Origin of the sequence: Natronorubrum sp. A-ect3, assembly GCF_041821125.1 — an archaeon.
Classification (GTDB): domain Archaea; phylum Halobacteriota; class Halobacteria; order Halobacteriales; family Natrialbaceae; genus Natronorubrum; species Natronorubrum bangense.
In genome coordinates this window covers 1-26,509 of the sequence record NZ_JBGUBB010000014.1, presented here as the reverse complement: position 1 = coordinate 26,509, position 26,509 = coordinate 1, and the positions used below count along the sequence as shown (strand labels likewise).

Annotated in this window: 23 protein-coding genes and 1 rRNA gene; 18 read left to right on the top strand and 6 right to left on the bottom strand. The window is 58.2% G+C overall.

Annotated elements, in window-relative coordinates:
- From rrf to ACERJA_RS19505, 5 genes are all read left to right on the top strand, one after another.
- Positions 1–85, top strand: a 5S ribosomal RNA gene (rrf, locus tag ACERJA_RS19525); the annotation flags it as partial.
- Positions 86–794: 709 nt separating this feature from the next.
- Positions 795–1,898, top strand: a complete 1,104-nt coding sequence (locus tag ACERJA_RS19520) for a rhodanese-like domain-containing protein (protein WP_373609884.1) — start codon at positions 795–797, stop codon at positions 1,896–1,898.
- A 205-nt stretch (positions 1,899–2,103) separates the two neighbouring features.
- Entirely contained in the window at positions 2,104–3,276 is a 1,173-nt protein-coding gene (locus ACERJA_RS19515; RefSeq protein WP_373609883.1) for an NAD(P)/FAD-dependent oxidoreductase, read from the top strand.
- 3 nt (positions 3,277–3,279) lie between these two features.
- On the top strand, positions 3,280–4,125 hold the full coding sequence (locus ACERJA_RS19510; RefSeq protein WP_373609882.1) for a DUF1641 domain-containing protein: 846 nt from the start codon (positions 3,280–3,282) through the stop codon (positions 4,123–4,125).
- Between the two features lie 229 nt (positions 4,126–4,354).
- Positions 4,355–5,029, top strand: coding sequence for a peroxiredoxin (locus tag ACERJA_RS19505; protein ID WP_373609881.1), 675 nt, complete (start codon positions 4,355–4,357; stop codon positions 5,027–5,029).
- Positions 5,030–5,360: 331 nt separating this feature from the next.
- On the opposite strand, the gene ACERJA_RS19500 is transcribed toward ACERJA_RS19505, so the two are convergent.
- Positions 5,361–5,687 (bottom strand): hypothetical protein, encoded by a 327-nt coding sequence (locus ACERJA_RS19500; RefSeq protein ID WP_373609880.1) that lies wholly within the window; start codon positions 5,685–5,687, stop codon positions 5,361–5,363.
- A 194-nt stretch (positions 5,688–5,881) separates the two neighbouring features.
- Between ACERJA_RS19500 and ACERJA_RS19495 the strand changes: the two genes are divergently transcribed.
- From ACERJA_RS19495 to ACERJA_RS19475, 5 genes are all read left to right on the top strand, one after another.
- Positions 5,882–6,946: an NAD(P)/FAD-dependent oxidoreductase gene (locus ACERJA_RS19495; protein WP_373609879.1), complete on the top strand. Its 1,065-nt coding sequence runs from the start codon at positions 5,882–5,884 to the stop codon at positions 6,944–6,946.
- Between the two features lie 213 nt (positions 6,947–7,159).
- A complete protein-coding gene (locus ACERJA_RS19490; protein WP_373609878.1) occupies positions 7,160–8,335 on the top strand; it encodes a rhodanese-like domain-containing protein in 1,176 nt (391 codons plus the stop codon).
- Positions 8,336–8,362: 27 nt separating this feature from the next.
- Positions 8,363–8,500, top strand: a complete 138-nt coding sequence (locus ACERJA_RS19485; protein ID WP_006066847.1) for a hypothetical protein — start codon at positions 8,363–8,365, stop codon at positions 8,498–8,500.
- A 3-nt stretch (positions 8,501–8,503) separates the two neighbouring features.
- Positions 8,504–9,532 (top strand): sulfite exporter TauE/SafE family protein, encoded by a 1,029-nt coding sequence (locus tag ACERJA_RS19480; RefSeq protein ID WP_373609877.1) that lies wholly within the window; start codon positions 8,504–8,506, stop codon positions 9,530–9,532.
- 76 nt (positions 9,533–9,608) lie between these two features.
- On the top strand, positions 9,609–11,459 hold the full coding sequence (locus ACERJA_RS19475) for a cation:proton antiporter (RefSeq protein ID WP_373609876.1): 1,851 nt from the start codon (positions 9,609–9,611) through the stop codon (positions 11,457–11,459).
- Positions 11,460–11,650: 191 nt separating this feature from the next.
- Here the strand turns inward: ACERJA_RS19475 and ACERJA_RS19470 are convergent, their stop codons facing one another.
- Positions 11,651–12,496, bottom strand: coding sequence for a universal stress protein (locus ACERJA_RS19470; RefSeq protein ID WP_373609875.1), 846 nt, complete (start codon positions 12,494–12,496; stop codon positions 11,651–11,653).
- Between the two features lie 297 nt (positions 12,497–12,793).
- Here ACERJA_RS19470 and ACERJA_RS19465 point away from each other — a divergent pair, with 297 nt between their 5' ends.
- Positions 12,794–13,558 carry a helix-turn-helix domain-containing protein gene (locus ACERJA_RS19465; RefSeq protein WP_373609874.1) on the top strand — a complete coding sequence of 255 codons (765 nt, stop codon included), beginning with the start codon at positions 12,794–12,796 and terminating at the stop codon, positions 13,556–13,558.
- 73 nt (positions 13,559–13,631) lie between these two features.
- On the opposite strand, the gene tsaA is transcribed toward ACERJA_RS19465, so the two are convergent.
- A complete protein-coding gene (tsaA, locus tag ACERJA_RS19460; RefSeq protein ID WP_373609873.1) occupies positions 13,632–14,066 on the bottom strand; it encodes a tRNA (N6-threonylcarbamoyladenosine(37)-N6)-methyltransferase TrmO in 435 nt (144 codons plus the stop codon).
- 308 nt (positions 14,067–14,374) lie between these two features.
- On the opposite strand from tsaA, the gene ACERJA_RS19455 reads away from it, so the two are divergent.
- The 7 genes from ACERJA_RS19455 (at position 14,375) to ACERJA_RS19425 (ending at position 23,910) form a co-directional block, all read left to right on the top strand.
- Entirely contained in the window at positions 14,375–15,850 is a 1,476-nt protein-coding gene (locus ACERJA_RS19455; protein WP_373609872.1) for a cytochrome ubiquinol oxidase subunit I, read from the top strand.
- Complete coding sequence (locus ACERJA_RS19450) at positions 15,843–16,838, top strand: cytochrome d ubiquinol oxidase subunit II (protein WP_373609871.1); 996 nt, start codon at positions 15,843–15,845, stop codon at positions 16,836–16,838. The genes ACERJA_RS19455 and ACERJA_RS19450 overlap by 8 nt, the downstream gene beginning before the upstream one ends.
- 1,127 nt (positions 16,839–17,965) lie before the next feature.
- Positions 17,966–19,342, top strand: a complete 1,377-nt coding sequence (locus ACERJA_RS19445; RefSeq protein WP_373609870.1) for a methyl-accepting chemotaxis protein — start codon at positions 17,966–17,968, stop codon at positions 19,340–19,342.
- A gap of 151 nt (positions 19,343–19,493) precedes the next feature.
- Positions 19,494–20,837, top strand: a complete 1,344-nt coding sequence (locus ACERJA_RS19440; protein WP_373609869.1) for an FAD-dependent oxidoreductase — start codon at positions 19,494–19,496, stop codon at positions 20,835–20,837.
- A gap of 143 nt (positions 20,838–20,980) precedes the next feature.
- Positions 20,981–21,757 (top strand): pyrroline-5-carboxylate reductase, encoded by a 777-nt coding sequence (gene proC, locus ACERJA_RS19435; RefSeq protein WP_373609868.1) that lies wholly within the window; start codon positions 20,981–20,983, stop codon positions 21,755–21,757.
- Positions 21,750–22,589, top strand: a complete 840-nt coding sequence (proB, locus tag ACERJA_RS19430; RefSeq protein WP_373609867.1) for a glutamate 5-kinase — start codon at positions 21,750–21,752, stop codon at positions 22,587–22,589. The genes proC and proB overlap by 8 nt, the downstream gene beginning before the upstream one ends.
- The gene (locus ACERJA_RS19425) at positions 22,582–23,910 is read left to right on the top strand and encodes a glutamate-5-semialdehyde dehydrogenase (RefSeq protein ID WP_373609866.1); all 1,329 of its coding nucleotides are present in this window, start codon (positions 22,582–22,584) and stop codon (positions 23,908–23,910) included. Before proB ends, ACERJA_RS19425 begins: the two co-directional genes overlap by 8 nt.
- Before the next feature lie 14 nt (positions 23,911–23,924).
- On the opposite strand, the gene ACERJA_RS19420 is transcribed toward ACERJA_RS19425, so the two are convergent.
- The 3 genes from ACERJA_RS19420 to ACERJA_RS19410 form a co-directional block, all read right to left on the bottom strand.
- On the bottom strand, positions 23,925–25,118 hold the full coding sequence (locus ACERJA_RS19420) for an MFS transporter (protein WP_373609865.1): 1,194 nt from the start codon (positions 25,116–25,118) through the stop codon (positions 23,925–23,927).
- Positions 25,119–25,348: 230 nt separating this feature from the next.
- Positions 25,349–25,738 carry an ArsR/SmtB family transcription factor gene (locus tag ACERJA_RS19415; protein ID WP_373609864.1) on the bottom strand — a complete coding sequence of 130 codons (390 nt, stop codon included), beginning with the start codon at positions 25,736–25,738 and terminating at the stop codon, positions 25,349–25,351.
- A 93-nt stretch (positions 25,739–25,831) separates the two neighbouring features.
- Entirely contained in the window at positions 25,832–26,434 is a 603-nt protein-coding gene (locus ACERJA_RS19410) for an HdeD family acid-resistance protein (RefSeq protein WP_373609863.1), read from the bottom strand.
- Positions 26,435–26,509: the final 75 nt, after the last annotated feature.

Sequence of the window (26,509 nt, the reverse complement as noted above, 5' to 3'; positions counted from 1 at the left end):
TCCCGAACACGGAAGATAAGCCTGCCTGCGTTACGGTGAGTACTGGAGTGCGCGAGCCTCTGGGAAATCCGTTTCGCCGCCTCCATTCATACTTCACCCTCAGTGAGCCACAGCTCCGGCTCGCTGGGGTTTTTCGTATTTATTAAACACACCCAGCGATCGCAATACGCTCAGCCTGATCTTTCTATAGTAACAACTGAACCGGTTGACACACCGATCACACTGTCCGCGGTTCTCACTCACTTCGTTCGTTCCGAACCGCGCACGCTCCGAACCGCGCTCCCGTCGTGCGAGCCAGTGTGTAGTGACGGTCAGTGACGACTATCGTTCTTGAAGTAGAGAATAGATGCCGCTCTTCGGATTCTTTCTGAAGGTGAAGGGCCGTTGTTGGCCCACGAACAGTCAGTGATTACTGCTCGTAAGAGGTGAATACGTTTAACGGCAGTTGCTTATTTGTCGGGTGTGAATATTAGCATAATGGTTTAGTATTCGAACGCCTAATCTTGAGAAAATGATCTATGCTAGAGTTAATTACTATAGTTCTTAATTTGATATAATATTTAATAGATATCCTCCCCACCGCGACTTCCACTGGTAAGAATGTGAAATTATTGCTGGAACATGTATCGGATTACATGGGTATGTATGTAAAGGAGCCCGCAATATTCCCGCAAGTTGGTGAGCTAACGACCTGGTCAAGACGAAAGCAGTTCGTGATCGTAGCTGTGGGTAGAGCTTGGGTCAGTGACGAAAGAATTGTATACGCAGACGCACTAATACGTCGTAGACCAGCAATGGCGGATAACCACACCGAAGCCGCACTCGAGGATTTGCCGCCGAGCTCGAAATTTATTTATAAAACGCTCGAGGACGCCGGCCCGATGACACTCAAGGGATTGACGGAGGAGACGATGCTCTCTTCGCGAACGGCGCGATATGGGCTGGATCAACTCGACGACGCTGATCTTATCGATTCATCTCCTGCGCTTCACGATGGGCGTCAGACCTGCTACAAGCTTACTACCGATTCTTGCGGAGGTGGGAGTGATACCGGATCTTCAGTTCTTGTTTCGCCGGAGTGGGTAGAAGACCGTCTCTCGGAGTTCGAACAGGACGATCCGGAACTTCGACTTGTGGAGGCAGACGCCGAGTACGACCAGGGACACATTCCGGGGGCTGTCCAGGTCGACATCCTCGGTGATCTTGTCGACGTTGATGGCTGTGGAGTCGCCGACAAGCGGTGTTTCGAAAAGTATGTCGGGGCGCGTGGAATCTCGGAAGAGAGTACGGTCGTAATCTACAGTACCCAACACAATCAGTACGCGGCGTATCTCTACTGGCTCTTCAAGTATTATCGCCACACCGACGTCAGACTTCTCGACGGTGGAAAGCAACGGTGGACCGAGTCTGGCTATCCGATGACGACTGAAGAGCCTGAGGTTGCTTCACAGGAGTACAGCGCACACGCCCCTGATGAGCGGATTCGTGCCTATCGAGCTGACATCGAAACGGCGCTCGCACAGGATGTCGCTATCGTTGACGTACGCTCCTCACCGGAGTATCATGGTGATGTGACACAACCGCCGAACAAGGATCTTCCCGAGGCTCGCACTGCAGGTCATATCCCAGGCACGATCCACATAACGTGGTCTGAGGTGATTGACGAAAATGGACAGTTCAAAGACCGATCGACGCTTGAGCAACTGTTCCGAAATCACGGTAGCGCTCCCGAAACGGAGACTATCGTCTACTGCCATGTCGGGGAACGATCGTCGATCGTCTGGTTTGTGCTCTCAGAACTGCTCGAGTACCAGGCAGTTTCTAACTACGACGGCTCGTGGATCGAGTGGGGGAACCTGATCAATGCGCCGGTCGAATCCGATACGGAAGAGCCCTAGCGGATTCGGGTTTGCACTGCTTGAAACCGAACTGTGGATATCTGCTTCGGATGTGACCTGATCATCTAGAGGCCAGCAACTGCCATGTCGACGCGGTGGAAGACTAGGCAATATTTTCGCGATGATCGTCGCCGCGCTCTTTCTCACACAATTGTTTCTCAAAGACGTGTGTTTAGATGCCCTAGACTGTAATATTCAGGTGTACATGGTTAAAATAGCCATACTGGGTGCCGGTTCCGGCGGAGCTATGACGGCAAATATCCTCCGTCGCAAACTGGATAACGACGAGGCTGAGATCACTGTAGTCGACAAAAGCACTGACCACTTCTATCAGCCGTCGTTCTATCTGGTTCCGTTCGGGTACCTCGAGCCTGATCAGTCCCGGAATATCAATGACCTTCTTAAGCCGGGTGTCGAGTTCGTTCACGATGCCGTGACTGGCGTCGACCCCGACGGACAGACTGTTTCCCTCGCGGACGGTGACGACCTCGAGTACGATTATCTCGTTGTTGCGACTGGCCACCGACTCGATCCGAGCGCGATGCCCGGACTGACCGAGGCATGGGAAGACCACGACGACGTCTACCCGTTCTACCACTACGAGGCGGCGCTCGAGATGCGCGAAGCACTCGAGAACTTCGACGGGGGGACGTTCCTCGTCACCCAGCCTGACACGCCGATCAAGTGTCCTGGCGCGCCGCTGAAGATGACGATGCTCGCGGAGGACTACTTCCAGCGACAGGGCATTCGCGACGATGTCGAGGTCATCATGACGCGAAACGCCGAACACCACTTCGGTGTCCAGCCGTATCGTGACAAGCTCTACGAAATCTGGAACGACCGTGATATCGAGTTCAAGGAGAACTTCTCGGTCGAAAAGGTCGATCCCGACGCGGGCGTCGTCTACGGTGCGGACGGTGAAGAGATCGAATACGATCTCTACGCACCAGTTACCCCGCAGTTCGGCCAGGAGCCGATCACCGACAACTCGCCGCTGACCGAGGGCTCCGAGGATGGCGAGTACGTCACCATCGACCAGCACACGTGCCAGCACGATGCGTACGACAACGTCTTCGCGCTGGGTGACTGTGAGAACGCACCACACTCCAAGACGGCCGCAGCAGCCCGCAAACAGGCCCATGTCGTCGGCAAGAACCTCACGTCGGCTATCCGTGATATGCCCCTGCGCGCAGAGTACGACGGCTACGCTGCCTGTCCACTACTGACGAAGAAGGGGAAGGCCCTGATCGCCGAGTTCGACTACGAGGGTGCCATCTCCGCGCCTGTCGAGAGCAAGATGAACTGGATCATGGACGTCAACGTCCTTCCATCCGTCTACTGGGATGCCTGGATGAAAGGCTACGATCCCCTTCCGTAAACAATGGCACAGAAAGATCAATCGGTCGACGGCGACTTCGATGGCACCGCCTTCGAGTCCGCCGAAGTAAACAAACTCGCTCGGACGCTCGAGGAAAACGACGAGGAACTCGCGGAACTCCTCGAACTCCTCGTCGTTGTCCAGGACCTCTCCGAGGATCTTGCGCCAGAACTTCGCGAGGCCGCACACGACTCTCGGGAGCCAATCGCAGAGCTGCGTATGGCCTTGGAGAGCGAGGACACGCTCGTCCTCGTCCAGCGTGTCGGTGAGAACGCTGACATGCTCGTCGAACTCCTCGAAACGCTCGAGGTTGCAGACGACCTCGTGAGCGATCTGGCTCCGGAGTTTCAGACGATCATTCGCGAGAACCGTGAGACGCTTGCTCGACTGCGGGTTGCCTTAGAGCGCGAGGAGACGCTCGTCTTGCTCGAGCGACTCGGTGAGAACACCGACACGCTCATCGAGTTGCTCGAGTTGCTCGACGTCACCTACGACCTAGCCGAGGACATCATCCCCGAGGCCGTCAACGTCGCTCGCGAGAACAGAAAACCGATCGCAGAGCTGCGGATGATGGTCGCCGGCTTCGCCAGCACCTACGCTGAGGCCGACCTCGAGCCACACCAGCTGGGACAGAACCTCGGCAACATGCTCGTGCTTGGCTGCCAGCTTGGCGACGACGAGCTCATCGACGCCGTCGAGTCGGGGCTCGGTGCGTTCACCGAAGAGGAGCCACCGAAGAAGGTCGGTATGTTCGGGATGCTCGGTGCGCTTCGAGATGACGATGTCAAACAGGGACTCGGCGTCTTAATCGAGTTCCTCCGACGCATGGGTGCCTCGAGAGCGAAGTGACAGACTACGGGTCAGACGACTCGGAGCGTCTCCCGAAGTCAATCGGGACGCTCGCCAAATTGGTTGCCACTTTTCTTTGCTAGCCGTGGCGTGTGTATGGTACTCTCTAGTGTGTTACCCGGAGAGAGTAGAGAAATTATTTCACCATTCTCTGCCCTTCTCTTCGGAATACGAAAAAATATCTTTTTGAAAAGGGATTATAGTTGCTAGGCTCCTAACCGCAGATGTAATGTCCGAAGACGAAAGCGACACGAGTGGATTTCCGCTTATTGGGGATCAGTTCCCCGAACTCGAGGTAGAAACGACGCACGGATCCAAGACGATCCCTGACGACTACGAGGGTCAGTGGTTCGTCCTCTTTAGCCACCCTGGCGACTTTACGCCGGTCTGTACAACTGAGTTCGTCGGCTTCGAGCAGCGACGTGAGGAGTTCGAAGCACTCAACGCTGAACTGATCGGTCTCTCGATCGATCGCGTTCACTCCCACATCAAGTGGACCGAATGGATCGACGACGAACTCGACGAGGATATCGGCTTCCCGATCATCGCCGACGAGAGCGGCGACGTCGCCGACGCACTCGGTATGGTCCACCCCGGTCAGGGGACCTCGACCGTCCGTGCCGTCTTCATCGTCGACCCCGAAGGAATCACCCGACAGGTCCTCTACTACCCCAAAGAGATCGGTCGCAACGTCGACGAAGTCCTTCGTTCGCTCGAGGCACTCCAGACCTCCGACGAAGAAGGCGTCGCGCTGCCGGCTAACTGGCCAGAGAACGACAACTTCGGCGACAAGGCGCTGCTTTCGCCACCAGGAACCGTCGACGAGGCGGAAGCGCGGACGGCCGAGGCTAGCCAGGAGGGGTATGAGTCGTACGATTGGTGGTTCACGCTGAAAGAGATTTAAAGCCACCCGATCGCGTCACATCAACTCATCTCCTGAGGAGCATGCCGTCTGGCTATCGGACTCGCACTCGCGATCGTCCGTGCTGATGGACTGTCCCTCCTCGACATCAAGAGCCTGGGTTTCGAATACACGGTACTCGTGGGCTACCTGTGCCGTTCAACGGAGCAGACCCTGGTTCTAATCCGATTTCGACGCGAAAAACCACGATCCGTTCCGTTTTGCCACCACAGAGAGTCTGTCCGACGGATCGGATCTCCCGTTTTGGGTACTCAGTACTCAATCTAGTGGCAGCTCCTTGCCAGACCGCTGCACTGCCCGGTGACGTCTCATTTCAGACTGCCGCGTTTTGCTCGATGTATTCTACGACAGTCTCCTCTGAGATATCGTTCCGTCCCGTTACGGTCATGACCAGTGCGGTTCCAGCCGGGGTGACGTCAGCTTCGGCGAGTGCGAGAGCTTCTGCCTCGGCGTCTGAAAGATCGTGTTCGTAGTACAGTTCGTTGATCCGGTCGTGGTGTTGCTGGACGATCTCGAGTGCGAGCTGTTTGGTCGACTCCTCGTTCTGATCGTCGACAGCGAGGTGAACACCGTCAGCCGCCAGTTGGTTGAGCTGTTCGGATAACTGGAGGGAGTCACTGCTATCGGTAGCGTCTGACATACGCAAAACTCGGTAGAGGAGATACTTATATGCTTTCGATGGGTCCCATTGGCCGTTGTCGCTGGTGAACTGATCAGGACTCTCGTCCAATCTGCGCTCCAGTTGTCTGTCTGGAGCGCGGTTGCCCCTCTTTGTGTGTGAAACGCACGCTGAAGACACTTTTTTATCCGCCGGTCAACAGCCTCTAAGCACGAATGCACACGGAAAACGGGTTTGACTACGACGTTGCGGTCGTCGGCGGTGGGCCAGCCGGCCTGACGAGTGCGCTCTACACCACGCGGCTGGGGCTCGATACGATTGTCATCGACCGTGGCGGCGGTCGCGCAGCGATGATGCGCGAGACGCACAACGTCATCGGAATCGGCGAGGAAATATCCGGAAACGAACTGTTACAGACCGCTCGAGAACAGATCCAGGGCTACGGGGCGGAGTACCAGCGAGGGCTCGTCGAGGACGTTACGCCACTCGGCGACGATGTGGACGACGGTTACCGTGTGTCGACGGGTGAGGAGAGCTACGACGTCTGTCGCGTCGTCCTCGCAATGGGCTTTACTGACAGCCGCCCGGAGCCGCCGCTGCCCCCGACTGGCAGGGGATTGCACTACTGTCTCCACTGTGACGCGTACATGTTCGTCGACAACCCAGTCTACGTGATGGGGACCGGCGATGCTGCCGCATACGTTGCGATGATCATGCTGAACTACACCGACGATGTGGATCTCCTCACCCGTGGCGAAGAGCCCGAGTGGAGCGACGACACCGCCACGATGCTCGAGCATCACCCCGTCGACGTCGTCACCGCAGAGATCACCGGGATGAACAAAGGCAAGAACGGCTGGCTCGAGTCGTTCGAGTTCGACGATGGACAGGTCCGAGCGTACAGTGGCGGCTTCCCGATGTACGGCTCTGACTATCACGACGATATCGTCGACTCGCTCGATCTCGAGCGCGACGATGATGGAGCCGTCGCCGTCGACGAGCACGGCCAGACCTCCGTTGCGGGAGTGTACGCGGTCGGCGATCTCACGCCCGGTCACAACCAGATTCCAGTCGCGATGGGTGAAGGAGCAAACGCGGGAATCGCCATCCACAAAGAGTTGCGGGCGTTTCCGCGATCGCTCGAGGAAATCGAAGCACAGGGGAGCGTTACGGATGCGGACGTTCCGTCGATCTCGTCAACTCTTCGGTCGACGGCTGTCGACCACGAGAGTAACGCCGGCGCTGCTGACGACCAGTCCAAGACTGCTGCCGACGACTGAACGCAGCGACTGGATTCGATCTCTCTCGAGTAGTGTGCCCTGTTTTCGACTGTCACTGCTGCCCTCGCGGCGATCGAGAAGCAGAGCTCTCCAGCCAGTGGTGGCGGCAACTTATGCAGATTCTTTCCGGCAGACGACCTGTGGCGCTCCGAAGGGAACAATTATTCTGGGTGCTCGAACCCTTAATATTGGACATCTCAAAGGCTCTCTCGTATGGTTGAGACCATTTCGGCAGCGGACCTTCGCGACCGAATCGAAGCGGCAGATTTTGATGTGCTCTTTGACACGCGAGCGCCAGATGACTTCGAGGACTGGCGGATCGCCGAAGCGGAAAACGTCGAATATTCGGGCTCGGACGACAAACTCATCGGCGAGTTCGATCCAAGCGAGTACGAGACAGATGACGAAGTCATCGTCACCTGTGCAACTGGCCGTTCCGCTGGAAAGTTCGCCGCGTTTCTCGAGGAGGTCGAAGGGTTCGAGAACGTCGCACACGTCGAGGGCGGAATGGAAGACTGGAGTTTAGTCTACGACGTCGTCCCGATCGCAACCGAGCGTGAGGACCTCGAGCTCCTGCAGCTCCAGCGTCGTGCAAAGGGCTGTCTCGGCTATCTCATCGGTTCGAAACGAACTGGGAAGGCCGCACTCGTCGACGTCACTCGTGCGACGGATGCCTTCGAAAGAGCCGCCGCAGACCGCGGCTACGAGATCGATCGCGTTTTCGATACCCACATCCACGCAGATCATATCTCCGCGGGCCGCGACCTCGCCGAAAAACACGGCGTCCCGTACCACCTCGGCGAACCTGCAAGTACGCGTGACCCGCAGTTCGAGTTCGCCGGCCTCGAGCCCAACGAGACGGTCATGGTTGGCGACATTCCCGTCAAGGCGGTTCATACGCCGGGTCACACGACCGGCATGACCTCCTACCTCGTCGATGGCGAGGCGCTGCTGACCGGCGACACGCTGTTCGTCGAATCGATCGGCCGAACCGAACTGCAGTTTGCCGGTGAGGACGCAAAGAGCGGCGCTCGTGTTCAGTACGAGACGCTCCAGCACAAAATCGGCACGATGCCCGACCACGTCAAGATCCTCCCCGGACACTTCTCGCTGACCAACTGTGGCGAGTACATCGATGTCGAGCCCGGCATGCCGATGTTTTCGACTGTCGGCGAGATCTGGGCGAAAAACGAGATCGTCCAGCTCGATGAAGACGAGTTCGTCGAGCATATGTTCAACAACCTCCCATCGAAGCCACCGAACTACGAGAAGGTCATCAAAACGAACCTCGGCGTTTACGAGCCCGAGGACGAAGACGAGCGCACCGAACTCGAGCTCGGACCGAACCGCTGTGCGGCAACCGAAGACAGCGCCGTGGCTGACGACTGATACGAGGATACGCCTATCTATACGACTATGCTCGGAATCGAAGGTGGATTGACCGGCGCGTTCGCTGTCGTCGGTTTCATCCTCGTACAGGCGGTCGCCCTCTACGTCGCCTACGGCGTGCTCGAGTCGATCGCCAAGCGGGTGCGCTCTGAACTGGTGAACTAACTGATGGAGATACTCGGACTCACCTTGCCGCTGCTCGTGTTGTTCGTGAGCTTCGGCTTCATGGTGGGGGTGTTGTTCGGCTTCTTTGGAATGGGCGGCTCATTCCTGATCACGCCGACCCTCCTGATCCTCGATTATCCCGCTTCTGTTGCGATCGGGAGCGGACTAGCGTTTTATTTCGGCACCTCCGTCATCGCCGTGATCAAACACTACGACGTGGGGCAGGTGGATTATAAGCTCGGTGCGATCCTGTTCGTCGTCCTCTCTATCGGGATCGAACTTGGCAGTCGACTCGTGTTCGGCCTCGAGGCACTGGGAATCGCCGAACTCGTCACAGGAATCGCGTACATCGTCCTGTTGGCAGGCATCGGCCTGCTGTTCCTGCGACGAGCCTACAACCTCGAGGACGACGATGACGACGAGGCTGACGAGGACGCCAACGACGATATTCCACCGATCGGTCGGAAGATCCAGTCGTACAACGTGCCGCCGATGATCTCGCTGACCTCCGGCGGTCGGGCCTCGGTGTGGACGATCTCCGGAGCGGGCGGCGGTGTCGGCCTTATTTCAGGGCTGATCGGCGTCGGTGGCGGCTTCATCCGGATGCCAGCGATACACTACCTGATCGGGACGCCACTGACTGCAGCGGTCGGGACGAGCCTGTTCGCCGGGCTGTTCTCGGGTGCGTTCGGGACGTTCACCTACGGGATGTCCGGCAGCGTCGACCTTGCGGTCGTCTCGCTGCTGTTGGTCGGCAGCGCCCTCGGTGCGAAGATCGGCTCGGCAGCGACCACGATGGTCGAGGAGAACGACGTCATCGTCTACTTCGGGATGATGATGCTGTTTGCCAGTGCGGGGATCGCACTGAGCGAACTCGCCGACTGGATCGGCATGGGTGGACTCGAGATGTTGAGTGTCCTCCTGCTGGTCGGTTCGTCGTTCTTCGTCGCCTTGATGATCCTGTATCAGGTCGCTCAAACGGTCAGTATGGACGGATCGCACGCGCAAACCGCTCCCGAAGGGGGTGACTGATGTCTCCTGGGGAGCGACAGCACAACGCCGAAAAAACCCGTAATTCCATCAGTACACTGCTACGTGTTTCGCCGTGATGCTCGTCGCAATCGTCGCGCTCATCCTGGCACTCGGTGTCGCCTCTCGCGTCCTCGCGGACCGACTGCGGATCCCGAGTGTCCTCTTTCTGATCTTCGCTGGGATCGCGATCGGTCCTGAACTGCTCGGTCTCGTCTCCCAGGAGACGTTCGGAGACGGGCTCCCGGCAATGGTCGGCGTTAGTGTCGCGATTATTCTCTTCGAGGGCGGCTATCACCTCCGTCTCGGCAAACTCCGAGAGAGTCCAACAGCGCTGTTCCGGCTCACCACCGTCGGCGCAGTGATCACCTGGCTCGGGACGGCTGCCGCCGTCGTTTTCTTCCTCGAGACGAGTCTCGAGGTTGGATTACTCGTCGGCGCGTTGTTGATCGCGACCGGCCCAACGGTTATCGGCCCGATCTTGCAGGTCGTCACTGTCCGGGATCACGTCGCTTCCGTCCTCGAGGGTGAGGGTGTGATCAACGACGTGACGGCGGCGGTGTTAGTGGTCGTCGTCTTCGAGGTCCTTATCGCAGGTGACGGCGGTCTCGGCCACCTCGTCGTGAATTTCGTCGGGCGGCTAGTCATCGGACTGGCGTTCGGCGCGCTGGTTGCCGGGCTCGTCTGGCTCGTGCTTAGCCGTAGCACCCTCACGCCGAGAACCGGGCCGCTGCACGCGCGGTTGATCGTCCTCGCTGGGATCGTCGTCGCCTACAGCGGTGCCGAACTGATCGCCAGTGAGACGGGAATCGCCGCCGCTGCCATGGCGGGATTCGCCCTCGGGAACGTCGACCTCCCACATCACGAGGAGGTGATCGACTTTCTCGATGATCTCTCCGTTGTCGTCCTCTCGTTTGTCTTCGTCGCGCTGGCGGCGCTGATCGACTTCGGAGACATTCTCCAACTCGGTATTGCCGGCATCGCCATCGTCGCCGCGATTACGCTCGTGCTTCGCCCAGCAGTGATCTATCTCTCGACGACCGCCGAGCGCTTTACGCGCAACGAACGGCTCTTTCTCAGCGCTGTTGGCCCGCGGGGAATCATCCCTGCCAGCGTCGCAACGCTGTTTGCCGTCGAACTGCAGGCGCTTGGCCGCACACAGGAGGCTCAGCTGCTGGCTGGCACCGTTTTCTTGATCATCTTCGCGACGGTTGTCCTCCAGGCTGGCCTCGCACGACAGATCGCGAACTACCTCGAAGTTTCACCAATGCGTACGCTCATTGTCGGCGGGGGACGGGTCGGCCTCTCCCTCGCAGAACGACTCGAACAGGATGGAGAGAACGTACTACTTATCGATTCGGACCCAGAGGCGGTTGAAACGGCGCGCAAACGAGGGTTCCGAGCGGTCGAGGGCGACGGCACCGACGCTGACGTCCTCGAGCGCGCCGGCGCGTCGAACGCGAAAACGGTCATCGCGACCACGCCCGACGACGACGTCAACCTGCTGGTGTGCCAGCTTTCGAAGACGACCTTCGGAACGTCGAAGGTCGCCTCGCGAGTCAATCAGCCCGATAATCTCGACGCCTTCGAATCGCTGGGCGTCCGGGCGATCGATCTCTCGATGGCGACGGCGTGGTCGCTCGAGAACGTCTTAGAGCGGCCGTCGCTGTCGGCGTGGATGAACGAACTCGGTCGAACTGGCGACGTCCAAGAGATCGAGGTCACAGCCGGTGACCTCGTCGGAAAGACGATCGCCGAACTCAACGCCGAGATTCCCGACGGCTGCATCGTCGGCTTGCTCACCCACCGGAACGGAACGACCGAGGTCCCGACTGGCGACCACCGGCTCCGAGATGGCGACCGTGTGACGTTCCTTGGCCAAACGGAGGCGGTCGACCGAGCCAGCAAGCGGTTTCACCCACACGACTGAGACGGACTGCTGTCGTCACGTCCCGCTGATCACCGACCCCGTCTCTGGTGATCGGGACAGCAGATCGTATGAGACCGCTCGATCCGCTGTTGATCACAACGACACAGCACGGATCTCACCTCTTTTTGAGTGGAGGCAAGGTGTCCGTTCCGCTGTACAGCCCACGAAGCACACGAAAAACAGCGACTGGCTCAGACGATTCGATTCGGCGGCACGATGAACACGTTTCCGGCTGCGTTTGCGACGATCGATTCGGAGACGCTGCCAAGGAGGAGCCGTCGGAGTCTGCTCTGTCCGCGCGAGCCAACCAGCGTCGTCGTCGGCTCGTGAGCTGTCTCTGCCGCGAGAATTTCGTCGGCTGGACTGCCCTCTCGGATATCGATGGTGACGTCGATCCCCCACTCCTCGAGCCGATCTGCGAGTTCAGCAAGTCGTTGCTCAGGATCGTCGTCGCCGTCAGGACCTGGGTTCCCCGGTGTCTGGACGTGAACGAGCGTCGCTTCTTGGGTCGCGTGACGGAGATAGGAGAACGCCTCGAAGGCCCGGTCGGCGTTCCCGGAGAAGTCGGTCGCATACAGTATCCGTTCGAACAGGTGTTTCTCGACGAGGGCTGGCTCGTCGGTGTCGCGCTCGATACGGTTGACGAGCAATGGAACGACCGAGGTTCGTGCAAGGTTCCGTGTTGTCGAGCCAATGAGACGGTTTTCGAGCGGGCTCTTCCCGCGGGAGCCGACGATTGACATGTCGGCATCGATCATTTCGGCGATCCCATTGATTCGCCGGTGGGGTGTCCCTCGGACGACGTACGTCTCGACATCAAAGCCGGCGTCCTCGATCGACTGCTGGTAGCGCCGAAGCGCCCGCCGCCGCCGTTTCTCGTGGTCGATTCCGGGTGTTCCGGCGTGGACGTTGTCCGGAACGACCGTGACGAGGTGGAGCTCTTCGATACCGATTCGTCCGAGACAGTCGAGGCACGTCTCAGTCTCGATGGCGGCTTCACTAGCCGCAGATAGGTCTGTTGCATAGACCGCTTTCATACGTATCGCTCCATTCGGACGGCTAATATTGTTGGTGGTTTGGTTGCCGAACGCCCATGACCGAGGCTGAGAGGCCGTCTACTGTCTGTCCACTATCTTCGGGCAATATTTTCTGATAGCGGTATCGTTCATTCCCACCCCTTCGAAAATCGTCCGGTTCGAGCCCTTTAGGCGTTGTAAGCGCCTAGCTTCGAATGGGATGGTCACTACCGCTACGTTCGTCGATGGGTCGGATCGAACGACACCACTGCTGTCGAACCACGCCCCGGCTGCGTTACTGCTCCAACGGGTAGGACAATGAGTGTCTCAACGGATCGTCTCCGCGAGTTTACGTTTACACTCGAGTACGACCCCGGTGAAGACGAGGTTGCAGACCTCTTTCGCGACCATCCGAATCTCAGGGCATCGATGATCGACATCAACACCGGCGACCGGTCGTATGTGCGCCTTGTACAACTCACCGGTCCACCCAAAGCGACCGATCACCTCCAGACGATGCTCGAGGACCGAGAGTATCTCCCGCGTGCGGTCGGCTCCGACCAGTGTTGTGGTACGAGCACGGCCTATCGCCTCGAGTGTGCGCCGAGACAGCGACTCGTGTATGCGTACGTCGATAGAATCTGTGACTGCCAGTCGATCCATAACATTGCCTCGGCGTATCTCGATCGGGGAACCATCTTCGAGTGCAGACACCACGCTGGTCGAGAGCGGTGGCGTCTGTTGATGCGTTCCGACGAGGCAGTTGGTGAACTCCTCGAGCATATCGAGGCGGCCTGTCGAGATGGCGTCACCGTCGACGTCGGCCATCTCGGGGAGGCAACAGAGTGGCACGGTGAGGCGTTCGTCGATGCTGATCTGACGGGCTCACAGCGGGAGGCGATCGCGCAAGCGGCTGCCAGAGGCTACTACGAACGTCCCCGCGAAGTCACGATCGGCGAACTCGCGGCTGAACTCGACATTCCGGAGTCGACGCTTTCCTACCGACTTCGAATGGCCGAGTCGCGGCTCGTCAAACGATGTCTGAATCGATACGCCGAAACCGACGACGCCCCGCTTGCGTGAGCGACGGAACGGAGCCACGCCAGCGACGTGCTACTGACACCTGTCCGTTGTGCTTTGAGACGCGAGCCACTCCTCACTCCTCGAGCCATCCGAGCTCGAGATGGTCGTTGTCGACCGACGGCACGTACGGTTTCACATCGAGGACCGGCGTTCCGTCGAGGAGGTCAAGTCCTTTGACGGACAGTCGCCTTCCATCACGGTCGCACAGCTTGACGACGGTTTCTGCGATCGGATTTGGGCGGTGTGGACTCCGCGTTGCGAACACCCCAACCTCGACATCGTCGGCGTGTGGCGGTCGGGAGGACAGCTGTGCCACTTCGACTTCGTCGAGATGGGCGACGATGACGACGTGAGAGAACTCCTCGAGTCCGTCGAGGCCGCGTTCGTACTCCATCTCGAGGACGATTTCACCCGTCGTTTCATCGACTTTGTCGTGTGAAACGTCAGCAGGGGAGTCATATGGCGATCGAACGTGTCCGATTGGCGTGTAGCTAACATCGACTGTCATAACTGAACATAGTCAGCAGCTCCAGATAAACATCTGGTTGGTCCCCAATATGGTGCCTTCGAAAACGAGGCACGAAAGAACTGGCAACTCGTGCCAGAAACGGCTGCTTTGCTAGCGTCGTTCCCCACGGGTCGGGCCGTCGTCGCTCCGCGGAAAGTGCCTATTTGTGAAATATAGTTGTAGTTCATACCTCGAATATAGACTCTTTTAGCAGCATTAGTTTTGGTTTATGCATCGAAACTTGGCGATGGCCGAAGCGTTGCTTACCGTCCCTGAATCCCTATCGGCGACTAGCAGGTGAGCATGATATGCACGCGAGTCGAACGATAGTGGCAACCGATCCGACACTCACAGCAGTGATAACCGAGCTTGGGCCGCTGCTGGCGTTTCTCACGCCAGAGTTAGCCAGCAGGATCCAGTTCGGCTGGACGATCACGATCCATATTATCTTTGCAGCACTTTCCGTCGGACTTGCGCCGTTTCTCGTCTACTTTACCGTCCAGGAGGTCAGGACTGGCGAGAACCGATACGCACGTCTTCGGAAGTTCTGGACGAAGATCTTCGCGGTCGGCTTCATCATGGGTACCGTCACCGGTATTCCGATGGGCTTTATGTTTGGCACGAACTTCGCGGCGTTCTCGACGACCGCCGGTGAGATGATCGGGGGGCCACTCTCGTTCGAAGCGAAGATGGCGTTTATGCTTGAGGCCGTCTTCCTCGGTGTGTTGCTGTTCGGCCGTGAGCGTGTCTCCGATGGGTTTTATGCGCTTTCGTCGTTTTTCGTCGCGCTCGGCGCGTGGCTCTCTGCGTTCTGGATCCTCGTCGTCAACTCCTGGATGCAGACGCCACGTGGGTATGAGGTCGTGATGGAAGACGGCGTTCCGATTGCACAACTCACCGACCCGATGGCGGCGTTTTTCAATCCACGATTCCCGTGGATGTACGTTCACATGCAAAACGCCGCGATCATCTCCGTGACGCTCGTGATCGCGGGGATCGCCGCTTACTTCGTCTGGAAAAACCGCGAGAGCAAGGTGTGGCGGACCGCGCTGCAGGTCGCCGTCGTCGTCTTGCTGGTTTCGTCGGCGTTCCAGGCAGTCCACGGCGATATGTACGGCCGACACGTCGCTGAGACACAGCCACACAAGTTCGCCGCGATGGAAGCCCACTACGAGACTGGCCAGGCCGACCTCCACATCATCGCGATCCCGACCGACCTCGAGGCGATCACTGACCCTCGAGCTGATAACCTCTATACAATAAGCATTCCCCAACTGGGGTCGTTCCTCGCCAGCGGGGGTGATCCGACTGCCGAGGTAACCGGCCTCAACGACTTCGAATACGAGTCACCGCCCGTGGCGTGGGTGTTCTGGTCGTTCCGGATCATGGTCGGCCTCGGCTTCTGGTTCATCGGGCTGGGTGCCTGGGGAACGTACCGCCTCTGGAAGGGCGGTCTCTACGACGACGAGCGCTACCTGCAGGCGTTGATGCTCTCTTCGCCACTGGGCTTTGTTGCCCTGATCACTGGTTGGTACGTCGCTGAGATCGGCCGCCAGCCGTGGATCATCCAGGACGTGCTCACGACTGCAGACGGCGTCTCCCCACCGTTGTCTTCAACGGAAGCGACGCTCACACTGGTCGCGTTCGTGATCGGCTATCTGCTGTTGTTTGGCGTCTTCCTGTACGTCCTCAAGCGGATCATCGACGAGGAAGCCGACCGACACACGGTCGGCATCGAGGAAGATGACCGACCCGACACACCGGGGGTGATCGCTGATGACTAACATCCTCTCTGATTCGGCGTACGTCGTCGAGTCGCTGCCCGAACTCTGGTTCGGCCTTGTCATGATCAGCCTCGGCGTCTATCTGCTGCTCGATGGCTTCGATTTCGGCCTCGGCATGCTGTTTGTCGAGGCCGACGAGACCGAACGGGAGCGCATGCTCGCCGCGTTCGGCCCGCTGTGGAAGGCCAACGAGGTCTGGCTTGTCCTGTTCGGGACGGTGCTGTTCGCCGGTTTCCCGGCGGTCTACGCCAACATCCTGTCTCGTCACTACCTGCTGGTCTTTGCAATCTTGCTGGCACTGAGCCTCCGTGGACTGGGGTCGAAACTCCGTGAGGAGCGCGACGACGATCAGTGGGTTCGCTTCTGGGACGCCTGTTTCGTCGTCGGAAGCACCACCTCGCCGTTCTTGCTCGGGGTGTTCGTCGCGAGCTGGGTGCTCGGTGAACCGTCAGCGCTCGCCGTGGCCCCGATCGTCGTCGGTGTTACCGTTGTCGCGCTTTCTATCGTCCTCGGCGCGGCGTTTCTCGCCATCAAAACCAGAGGGTCACTTCGCGAGCGAGTCGTCCGCCGGGGCCGGGCGGCAACTGCAGTCTACGTCGGACTGTTTGCACTTACGGCAGCCGTGTTGTTTGTTCGCTATCCCGAACTGGAGCCGGTGCTCCAGTCGATCCCGACTGCGGCGATGGTTGTCGCTACGCTCGTGTTTGCTACGCTCAGTGTCGGTGCCATGTCCAACGGCTACTACCACGGTGCGTTTCTCTCAGCAGCGGGGCTGGCAGCCGTGTTCGTCCTCTTTATCAGCACCCTCCTGTATCCCGCGGTCGATCCCGCAGCAGGGCTCTCGATCACCGACGCAGTTGTCTCCCCGCTTTCGCTTAATCTGACGGCCGTTTTTGCAGCCGTGTTCTTCCCGATTATTGGCTTCTACTTCGTATTCCTGTATACGCTGTTTAGCGGCCCAGCAAGCCCCGAAACCAGCTATCACTGACGCAGGTTTCGATCTCGACTGTTTTTGAACTGTGCTGATCGGTTCTCTGACCCACATCGTGGTCTCTCTGCTCGCAGTCTTCGATTGACCGTTGTGCTCGAGGGCATCCTCGAGCAGTTCGCCAACCTCATGGCAGACGGGGCGATGACCTACGTGCTGATTGATTGCCAACAGTTAGCACTCTAGCCCATGCTGGTCCAATCAGATAGTTAGCCATTTTCAAAACCAACCATCTCAAACAACAGTTAAATAAATGAAAAATTTGATGCCGGAAGATAGTGTATGCTATCCCCGCGAACGTGTTCCACAGCTCGTTCGTGGAGTCGATCCAACTCACATTTCGCTCGAGCAGACTATGAAATGGAGGCGACTGACAGCACTGGTTGGATGCCGTTGGCGATTCGAAACCGGATAGTGCCGCTCGTAAACAGCTGTATCCGAGCTTCTGGGTGTTTTTACCGGGAACAGTCGCTTAGCGTAACTACAAACAGCATATCGAGGCGACGGCGGTTCTCGTTGAAAGCCCATGCCAACTCCGGACCGGATCTTGACGGTGAGCGTCCTCGTTTTGGAGTTGGAAACGAAGGAGTTGGAACGCTACTAACTAGACATAATTATGATAGAAATCTAAGCATATAAATTCTCAAGGTATATACTATAATCGATATTACCAACTTCTGAACTGCGTCCCGGAATATTTGACAGTTACTACAGTTTGATAAACCAATGCTGTATTTCTTGGAATATATAATGAGTCACGCTTCTCAAAGCCGAAATAGTACTATTTTCTCCTGCTTATCTGTTCGATATTCCAACAAAAATAAATATGAGTATTGTGATATGTACTACATACTGATGTCCGAACAAGCTCTTTCGGGGGCACTCGAGGCGGGGAGAGAACTGTGTTCGATGGCAGCGCGGTCTAGGAGGACAACGATGCACGGAACGGCTACGCATGAAGCGACCAGCAGTGGTGGGGCATAATTATGGACGTGCCAATACTCGTTTCGTTGCTTATCGTCTCGGGCTCGATCGTGATGCTCAGTTCGATTCTATATACGAGAACGCTGCTCCATCAACTTACAGAGACCACGTACCGACGACGGTGGCGAGGATTGTTCGCACTGATGGCACTTTTCCTGGCTGGATACGTCGCTGCGATTTGGATCTCAGTTACTGGACATGAGGTGCTCTTCCAGATCCTTACCGGACTCGTGTTCTTGTTCGGTGCGATGTTCGTTTTCCTCGTGGTCAACACTGGGCTACTGACGATCAACGACCTCCAAGAAAAAAGCGAGTCACTCCAGACGAAGATGGAAGACGCAGAGGAGGCGCGGCGCGAGGCTGTTCGCCTGCGCGAAGAGACGGATCAGCTCAATGCCCATCTCGAGCAGAAAGCCGACGAGTACGCCGACGTGATGCAAGCGTGTTCGACTGGTGACCTGACTCGCCGTATGAACCCCGAGGGCGAAAACGATGCGATGTGCGAGATCGCAACCGAGTTCAACGAGATGGTCGACAGAATCGAGTCAACCGTCGAGTATCTCAAACGCTTTTCAGACGACGTTGCTGTCGCCTCCGAGCAAGCGACGGCCAACTCCGAGGAGGTTCGTTCGGCGTCGGAGCAAGTCACGGAATCCATTGAAGCGATCGCGAACGGCACAGAGCGACAACACGAACGGCTGCAGTCGGTCGACCACGAGATCGGTGGCCTCTCGAGTACGATCGAGGAGATCGCATCCTCGTCGAATCAGGTGGCAGATATTGCAGAACGAACCGCCCAGACCAGCGATGACGGACACGAAGCCGCCCAGTCGACGATCGATGGAATGAACGAGATCGAAGCTGAATCCGAGCAGGCACTCGAGGAAATCGAACTGCTGCAGTCTGAAATCGACCAGATCGACGAGTTAGTCGAGGTCATCACGGCGGTTGCAGAGCAGACGAACATGCTGGCGCTCAACGCGAATATCGAGGTTGCCAGATCAGCCGACGCTGGCGGTGATGGGTTCGGTGCGGTCGCAACCGAGGTCAAAGATCTCGCCGCCGAAACCAAAGACGCGGCTGAGGACATCGAACGGCTTATCGACGAAATCAAAGGACAGACTGACCGAACGGCCGAACGAGTTCGGGCAACTCGCGAGACAGTTGGCGACCACTGCGAGTCGGTTGAGAACGTTGCAGACTCACTCGAGGAAATCGCGATGTACGCTCGGACCACGAACGATGGCGTTCAGGATATTTCTGCGGCGACCCAACAGCAGGCTGCCTCGACCCAGCAGGTCGTCGCGATGGTCGACGAGGCGACCGTGATTTCGGAGACGACCACTACTGAGGCAGAGACCGTCGCTACAGCTGCCGAAGAGCAGACGGGTGCACTCTCTGAAATGTCACAGACTGTTAGCGACCTCGCCCAGCAAGCGTCACTGCTCTCCGAGGAACTCGAGACGTTCACGACCGGGACCAGCGTGACTGCGACACCGAACGCACCGCACTCGACTTAATTGGTCGTTTGATGGGGGTCAAACGCTGTTCTATCCCATTTTGTCCTCGAGCCGTCGACGCGTCTTTCGACGGTTGTCGAAAACCCGATCGAAAAAATATGAGTTATCTGTTTCGAGTACACTGGTCGAAATAGCTACCCGAAAAATAACAATGTCTGGCAAATATGACCTCGTCATCGTCGGTGGCGGTATTAGTGGTGCATCTCTGTTGTACACGACCGCCAAGTTCACTGATATCGACTCCATCGCGCTGATCGAGAAGGAATCCGAGATCGCGGCGATCAACTCCCACCACACGAACAACTCCCAGACGCTCCACTTCGGAGACATCGAGACCAACTACACCCTCGAAAAAGCCGAAGAGGTCAAAGAGGGTGCAGAACTCCTCGCGGGCTATCTGGAGAACTACGACCCCGACCGAGAAATGCACGCAAAGCGCTCCAAGATGGTTCTTGGAGTCGGTGACGAGGAAGTCGCAGAGCTTGAAGAGCGGTATGAAGACGAAGGCTTCGGCGACCTCTTCCCGAAACTCCGACCGATTGGTCGCGAGGAAATCGGCGAACTCGAACCCAAAGTCGTCGAGGGCCGCGATCCAACCAAGGAGATGCTCGCGTTGCAGACGCCTGACGGCTACGTCGTCGACTACGGTGAGACGACGAAATCGTTCGTCGAAGAAGCGAGCGAGGAAGCAAACGTCGACGTCTACACCGGCACGGAAGTCAAAGACATCACGCCGACGCTCGACGGCTACACGATTGAGACGACCCACGGCCGATTCGACTGTGACGCCACCGTTGTCGCTGCTGGCTCCCACAGCCTGCAGATCGCAAAGGAGCTTGGCTACGGCCAAGACAAGGTCTTGCTCCCCATCGCCGGGAGCTTCTTCCTCGCTGACGACCTCCTGAACGGGAAGGTCTACACGCTCCAGATGAAGAAACTGCCGTTCGCCGCCGTTCACGGCGACGCAGACGTTCACGACAGCAGTGTCACCCGATTCGGTCCGACCGCGAAGCTCGTTCCGGCGCTCGAGCGCGGTCGTATCTCGACTGTCAAAGACTTCCTTGACGTGTTCGGGCTAAACGCTGCGGCGTTCCTCAGCTACGCCAACATCCTCTCGGACCGCATCCTGCTCCCGTACGTGCTCCGGAACCTCGTCTATGACCTCCCCAACGTCGGACGGAAGCAGTTCCTGCCGAACGTCCAGAAGGTCGTTCCAAGCGTCGAACTCGAGGACATCGAGCGTGCGAAAGGCTACGGCGGCGTTCGACCACAGATCGTCGACACGAAGAACAAGTCCCTCGACATGGGTGAGGCCAAAATCGTCGGCGAAGACATTATCTTCAACATCACGCCGTCGCCAGGTGCGTCGACATGTCTCAAAAACGCCATGCGGGATACGCATACGCTGATCGACTTCCTCGGCGACGACTACGAGTTCGACGAATCTGCGTTCCGAGAGGACACGATCGGCAACTTCCCTCGTCTGGACGAGTGAACACGCCCGCTCTCTGAGACTCTCGACCGTCTCGAGTGACTGTCCTTTTGAGTCATCGACGAGTGAACCGTTTCGCGATCGACTCGTGGCCGCGAAGCGAAACCAAAGGTGTATGTTTCTCTTATCGCCTCAACTGTAATAGGATGACAGATGTTAGCGTCATCGGGTGCGGAAATATGGGGAGTGCCCTCGTAAAGGGGCTCTCGAAGACAGACGATTACACTCTGACAGCGTGTGATCTGGACCCAGACGCGCTCGACTCGGTAGCTGAGTATTGTTCGACGACGACATCGGACCTCGACGTGGCAGCGGAATCCGACGTCGTTATCGTTGCGCTGAAGCCTGATATCGTTCAGCCTGTCGTTGCAGATCTCGATCTCTCGGCGGACCAGACGCTGGTGTCGCTCGCTGCAGGGGTTTCGACGGACACGCTCGAGCCACACACCGACGCGACGGTCGTTCGAGTCATGCCAAACCTCGCGGCTGAGACGGAGAACATGGCCGCGGCCGTGACTGAACACAGCGTTACCGATACCGTCAGAGAGATTCTCGACGCTGTCGGTGAGTTCGTCGAGATCGACGAACAACAGATGGACATCGCAACGGCCGTCAACGGAAGCGGGCCGGCGTTCGTATTCTATCTCCTGAACGCGATGAAACAGGCGGGCGTCGACGGCGGCCTCGAGGACGACGAGGCCAAAACGCTTGCCGCACAGACGTTCAAAGGGGCTGCCGAGACCGTCTTGCAGTCCGACCAGAGCATCGATGACCTGATCGATGCGGTCTGTTCGCCCAAAGGGACGACCATCGAAGGAATGGACGTGCTGTGGGACAGCGACGCTGACGAAGCGGTTGTCGACGCAGTCAGTGCGGCTGAACGTCGGTCCAAAGAACTGGCAACGGAGTCCGACAATGCGTAACGTAACCGAAATTGACACTGGGGAAGCCGATCAGGCGCGACAGCTCGCCGCCGACGCCGAGCGCGTGATCGTCAAAGCTGGCACCAACTCCCTCACAGACGAAGACTCGAACCTCGACGACGAGAAACTCGACAAGCTCGTCGATGACCTCGCCGACCTCCTCGAGCGCGGAAAGGAAGTGATTCTCGTCTCCTCGGGCGCGGTCGGCGCGGGCGTGGGGCGAATCGGTTACACCGGCGAGACCGTCGAGGAATCGCAGGCGCTCGCAACGGTCGGCCAGAGCCACCTCATGCGACGCTACACGGAGAGCTTCGAACGCTACGACCAGAAGGTCGCACAGCTCTTGCTTACCCAGCACGACCTCGAGAATCCCGGACGCTTTACGAACGTCCACAACACGATCGAAACCCTCCTCGAGTGGGGCGTCGTCCCGATCATCAACGAAAACGACGCAGTCGCAACCCAGGAGATCCGGATCGGAGACAACGATATGCTCTCCTCGTCAGTCGCCCTTGGCATCGATGTCGATCTGCTGGTCACGCTCACCGATGTCGGCGGCGTCTACACCGGGAATCCGAAAGAAGACGCCGGCGCAGAACGCATCGAGGCCGTTGGCCGGAACTACGACGAAGTGCAGTCGATCATCGACGAGAGTTCGAGTTCCCAGTTCGGCGGTATCCAGACGAAAGTGCAGGGCGCACGCGAGGTCAGCGAACACGGCGTCCCAGCGATCATCGCCCGATCGACCGAGGAAAACATCCTCGAGAAAATCGCTGCTGCCAAGCCCGTGGGGACAGTATTCGTTCCTATAAACGGTGTCACCGATGACTGAGAAATCGACACAAGCCAAAGTCGACGAGGCACAGACTGCCGCTCTCGAACTCGCAAAGCTCGACGATGACGAGCGCAGTGCGGGCCTGCACGCGATCGCTGATGCGATCGACGCCCACCACGAGGAGATCCTCGAGGCCAACGAGAAAGACGTCGAAGAAGCCGAGACACTGCTCGAGGAGGGCAAGTACAGCCAGGCGCTTGTCGACCGTCTCAAGCTCTCGGAATCGAAACTCGAGTCCATCACTGAGATGGTCAGAAGCGTCGCCGAGCAAGACGACCCACTCGAGAAGACCCTCGCCTCGCGGCGCCTCGATGACGACCTCGAACTGTACAAGGTCGCCGTCCCGATCGGCGTCATCGGCACGGTCTTCGAGTCCCGACCCGATGCGCTGGTCCAGATCGCCGCGCTCAGCCTCAAATCCGGCAACGCCGTCATGCTGAAAGGCGGCAGCGAGGCGAGTCACTCGAACCGGGTGCTCTACGAGATCATCGTCGAGGCCACGGCCGACAAGCCCGACGGCTGGGCTCAGCTCATCGAAGCTCGCGAAGACGTCAACGCCATGCTCGAGATGGACGACTCGATCGACCTGCTCATGCCACGTGGCAGCTCCGAGTTCGTCCGCTACATCCAGGACAACACGAGCATCCCCGTGCTCGGCCACACTGAAGGTGTCTGTCACGTCTACGTCGACGCCGACGCTGATCTCGAGATGGCCACCGAGATCGCCTACGACGCGAAGGTGCAGTACCCGGCCGTCTGTAACGCCGTCGAGACGCTGCTGATCCACGAAGACGTCGCCGAGGCGTTCCTGCCCGAAATCGCCGCCCGGTATGATGACGCAGATGTCGAGCTACGCGGCGACGAAGCGTCGCAGGAACTCGTCGAGATGGAGGCCGCGACCGAAGACGACTGGTCGACCGAGTACGGCGACCTGATCCTCTCGATCAAGATCGTCGACTCGCTCGAGGCCGCTCTCGATCACATCACCGAGTACAGTTCCAAGCACACGGAGTCGATCGTCACCGAGGACGCCGACCGAGCCAGTACGTTCATGCGCAGTCTCGACTCGGCGAGTGTCTTCCACAACGCTTCGACGCGGTTCAGTGACGGATTCCGATTTGGTCTCGGTGCGGAAGTCGGGATCAGCACCGGAAAGATCCACGCCCGCGGTCCGGTCGGCCTCGAGGGGCTGACGACCTACAAGTATCACCTCGAAGGCGATGGACAGATTGTTGGGACGTACGCTGGCGCGGATGCAAAGCCGTTTCTCCACGAGGAGTTCGACGGAGAGTGGACGCCGGGCCGTCTCTCCGAGTAGCCTCGAGAGCTGCGCTACGCTCTTGTTACGAGTATGATCGCGAACAGTGCTCCACTCACGGCACACCCGGCGAGCACGATGAACACGAGCGACGCAGAGCCGTAGGTGAGCACCGTTCCGACGATCGCTGCGCCGAGCGCCCCGATCCCGAAGATCGCGAGGTACGTGTAGCCGAACGACAGTCCTCGAGATTCCGGCATCGAGTACCTCGCGATCGTCGCCTGCGTAAGCGGCTGCATAGCGAACAGAGCGAAACCGAGTATCAAACTGATTCCAAGCAGCCCCCAGAGCCCTGTTCCCGCTGCGGGAACGAACAGGAGCCCGATGATCGTAAGGCTCGTGAGCATGATGATGAGTCCACGTTCGGGCTCGATCAGATCTGTGAGACGGCCCCCCAGATACTGGCCACCGATGCCGACCAGTAGCAACCCGGCGTAGAGATACTGGGCGAGATCGAACTCCTCGGCCAGTGGGCTGTCGGGATCGAAGATGCCTGGCTGGACGTCCCCGATAGCTGCTGTCAGGAAGTCACCGAGTAGGTCCGGTAAAAACGTCAGCACACCGCGGTAGTACAGCCCGTTGAACGAGACGATGACGAAGACGAGCAGGAAGCCGATGGTGAACAGCCGTCGTGTTTCATCGATGAACTCGCCGGGTGACGATGGCGGCCGTCGTTCACGCTCACCGTCAGTCAACTCGACTGCAGCGGTTGGATCGAACGTGATCGTCAAGCCAACGATCGCAGCGATCAAGGCGGGAATTGCAAGGATGATGGCGACGATCCGCCAGTCGAACGCGAGCAACAAGACGGCGGTCAAAAGCGGTCCGCCGGCGATGCCGACGTTGCCGGCCATACCATGATATGCAAACCCACGGCCACGTTCTTCGACACCGTTGCTGATGAGCGTCAGCCCAGCGGGGTGATACACACTCGCTGTGGCTCCCCAGAGAGACAGTGCAACTGCAACCCCCACGATATTTGGTGCAAGACTCAACGCCAGAAATGAGAGTCCCATCCCCGCGAGACAGGCACTGATCAGCACCCGTGAGCCAAATCTATCAACTAACAGTCCACCCGGGAGGGCACCAATGCCGAATAGTCCGTAGCCGATAGCGACCACGGCACCCAACACCGCTGTCGTTGTCGAAAACTCCAGCAACCAGATCGTCATCAAAATAGGTATCGACAGCTCGTAGGTGTGTACCATCGCGTGACCGACCATTACGAACCCGGTTATAGATCGATCATTGTCGTTCACGGCATCCGATACTCAGCGAGACCGTGATATGTGTTCTGGTGGTCCCTCGAAGGTAAGCCCAAGGCGGTTTCCCGAACTGATCAGAAATCTCTCTGTACAGTGGTCACCGGAACGATAAGTGAACAGTGTTCGCTCGAGGAGCGAACGGCGCCAGCAGTGAGCGAGTCGAAGGAAGTTGCTCACCGCGATCCGTCGAGAACAGTAAGCAGTGCACTCGCCCGACTGGTTGCGCGATACTTCCGCCAGCGGCCGTCTTTCCGTTTCGTTACGAGGTCAGCGTCTGCGAGATTTGAGAGCGCATGACTGACAGCACTATCGCTGACGTCGACGAGAGGTGTGATCTCACAGACGCACAGTTCCTCATCTGCTTCGACCAGCAACCGCACGAGCCGATATCGCGTCTCGTTGCCGAGGGCAGAGAGCGTTTGGACGTCGCTCGAAATAATCTCCGGATCAAGCACTGCTTCGAGGTCGTCGAGGGCTTCTAGTCGCGCCTTGAGGTCCTCGCTTTGACACTCGCCGAGTTCGTCCTCGAGATAGCGACGAAGCCGATCTGCTGTTTCGGACACTGCAGTGCAGTTGTGCATTCTCTCAGATAAGCGTTCCGCAGATATCGATGTCTCCAAACCGACAGGTGTCTGACCTAGATCAGAAACAGGCGTTCAGGCCTTGGGCGAGTCGGCTATTGACGCGTCGAACTCCTGTGTGAGGCGCTTCCCGGACCGGGAGACGAGCATCATCGAGACACCCGTTGTCAGGAGACTGATCCCCACCAGGAGGCCGATTGCCCAGGCCGCACTCGCGGGGAAGCCAGCCCAAAGGAGCCCTGCAAGAACCAGCGAGAGAACGCCACTGGCAGCGACGTAGAGGCTTCCTTCCTGACCACCCATACGAACACTCGCAACGAGTTCCACAACTCCTTCGACCAACAGATATGCGATCACCAACACGGTAAGCGTCGCAAGACCGACGACTGGATTAAGGAGTAGACTGAGCCCCGCGAGGACGGCGACGACCCCAAGTACGAGCTGCCAGACCCGCCCTTTCCAGCCACGGGTAGAAAACAGCGCTGCGCCGTGAACGATTCCAACACCGAGGAGCAAGAACCCGAGTAGAACGGTCAGTGACAGTCCCGTCAGATACGGGAACGCGATCGCAATGATGCCGAAGACGGCGATAATGCCACCGGCGATTGTGAGTGTCCCCCAGTTCATCTCGAGGAGCGAGTCGTCAACTGCTTCGTTGTCAACTGGTGTTGTTGTCATAGTATCTTCCGATGTGATCACGACGTGCAAGTACATATACAGCTCTTCTTGGATTGTGGTAACTCGAAAAAATCA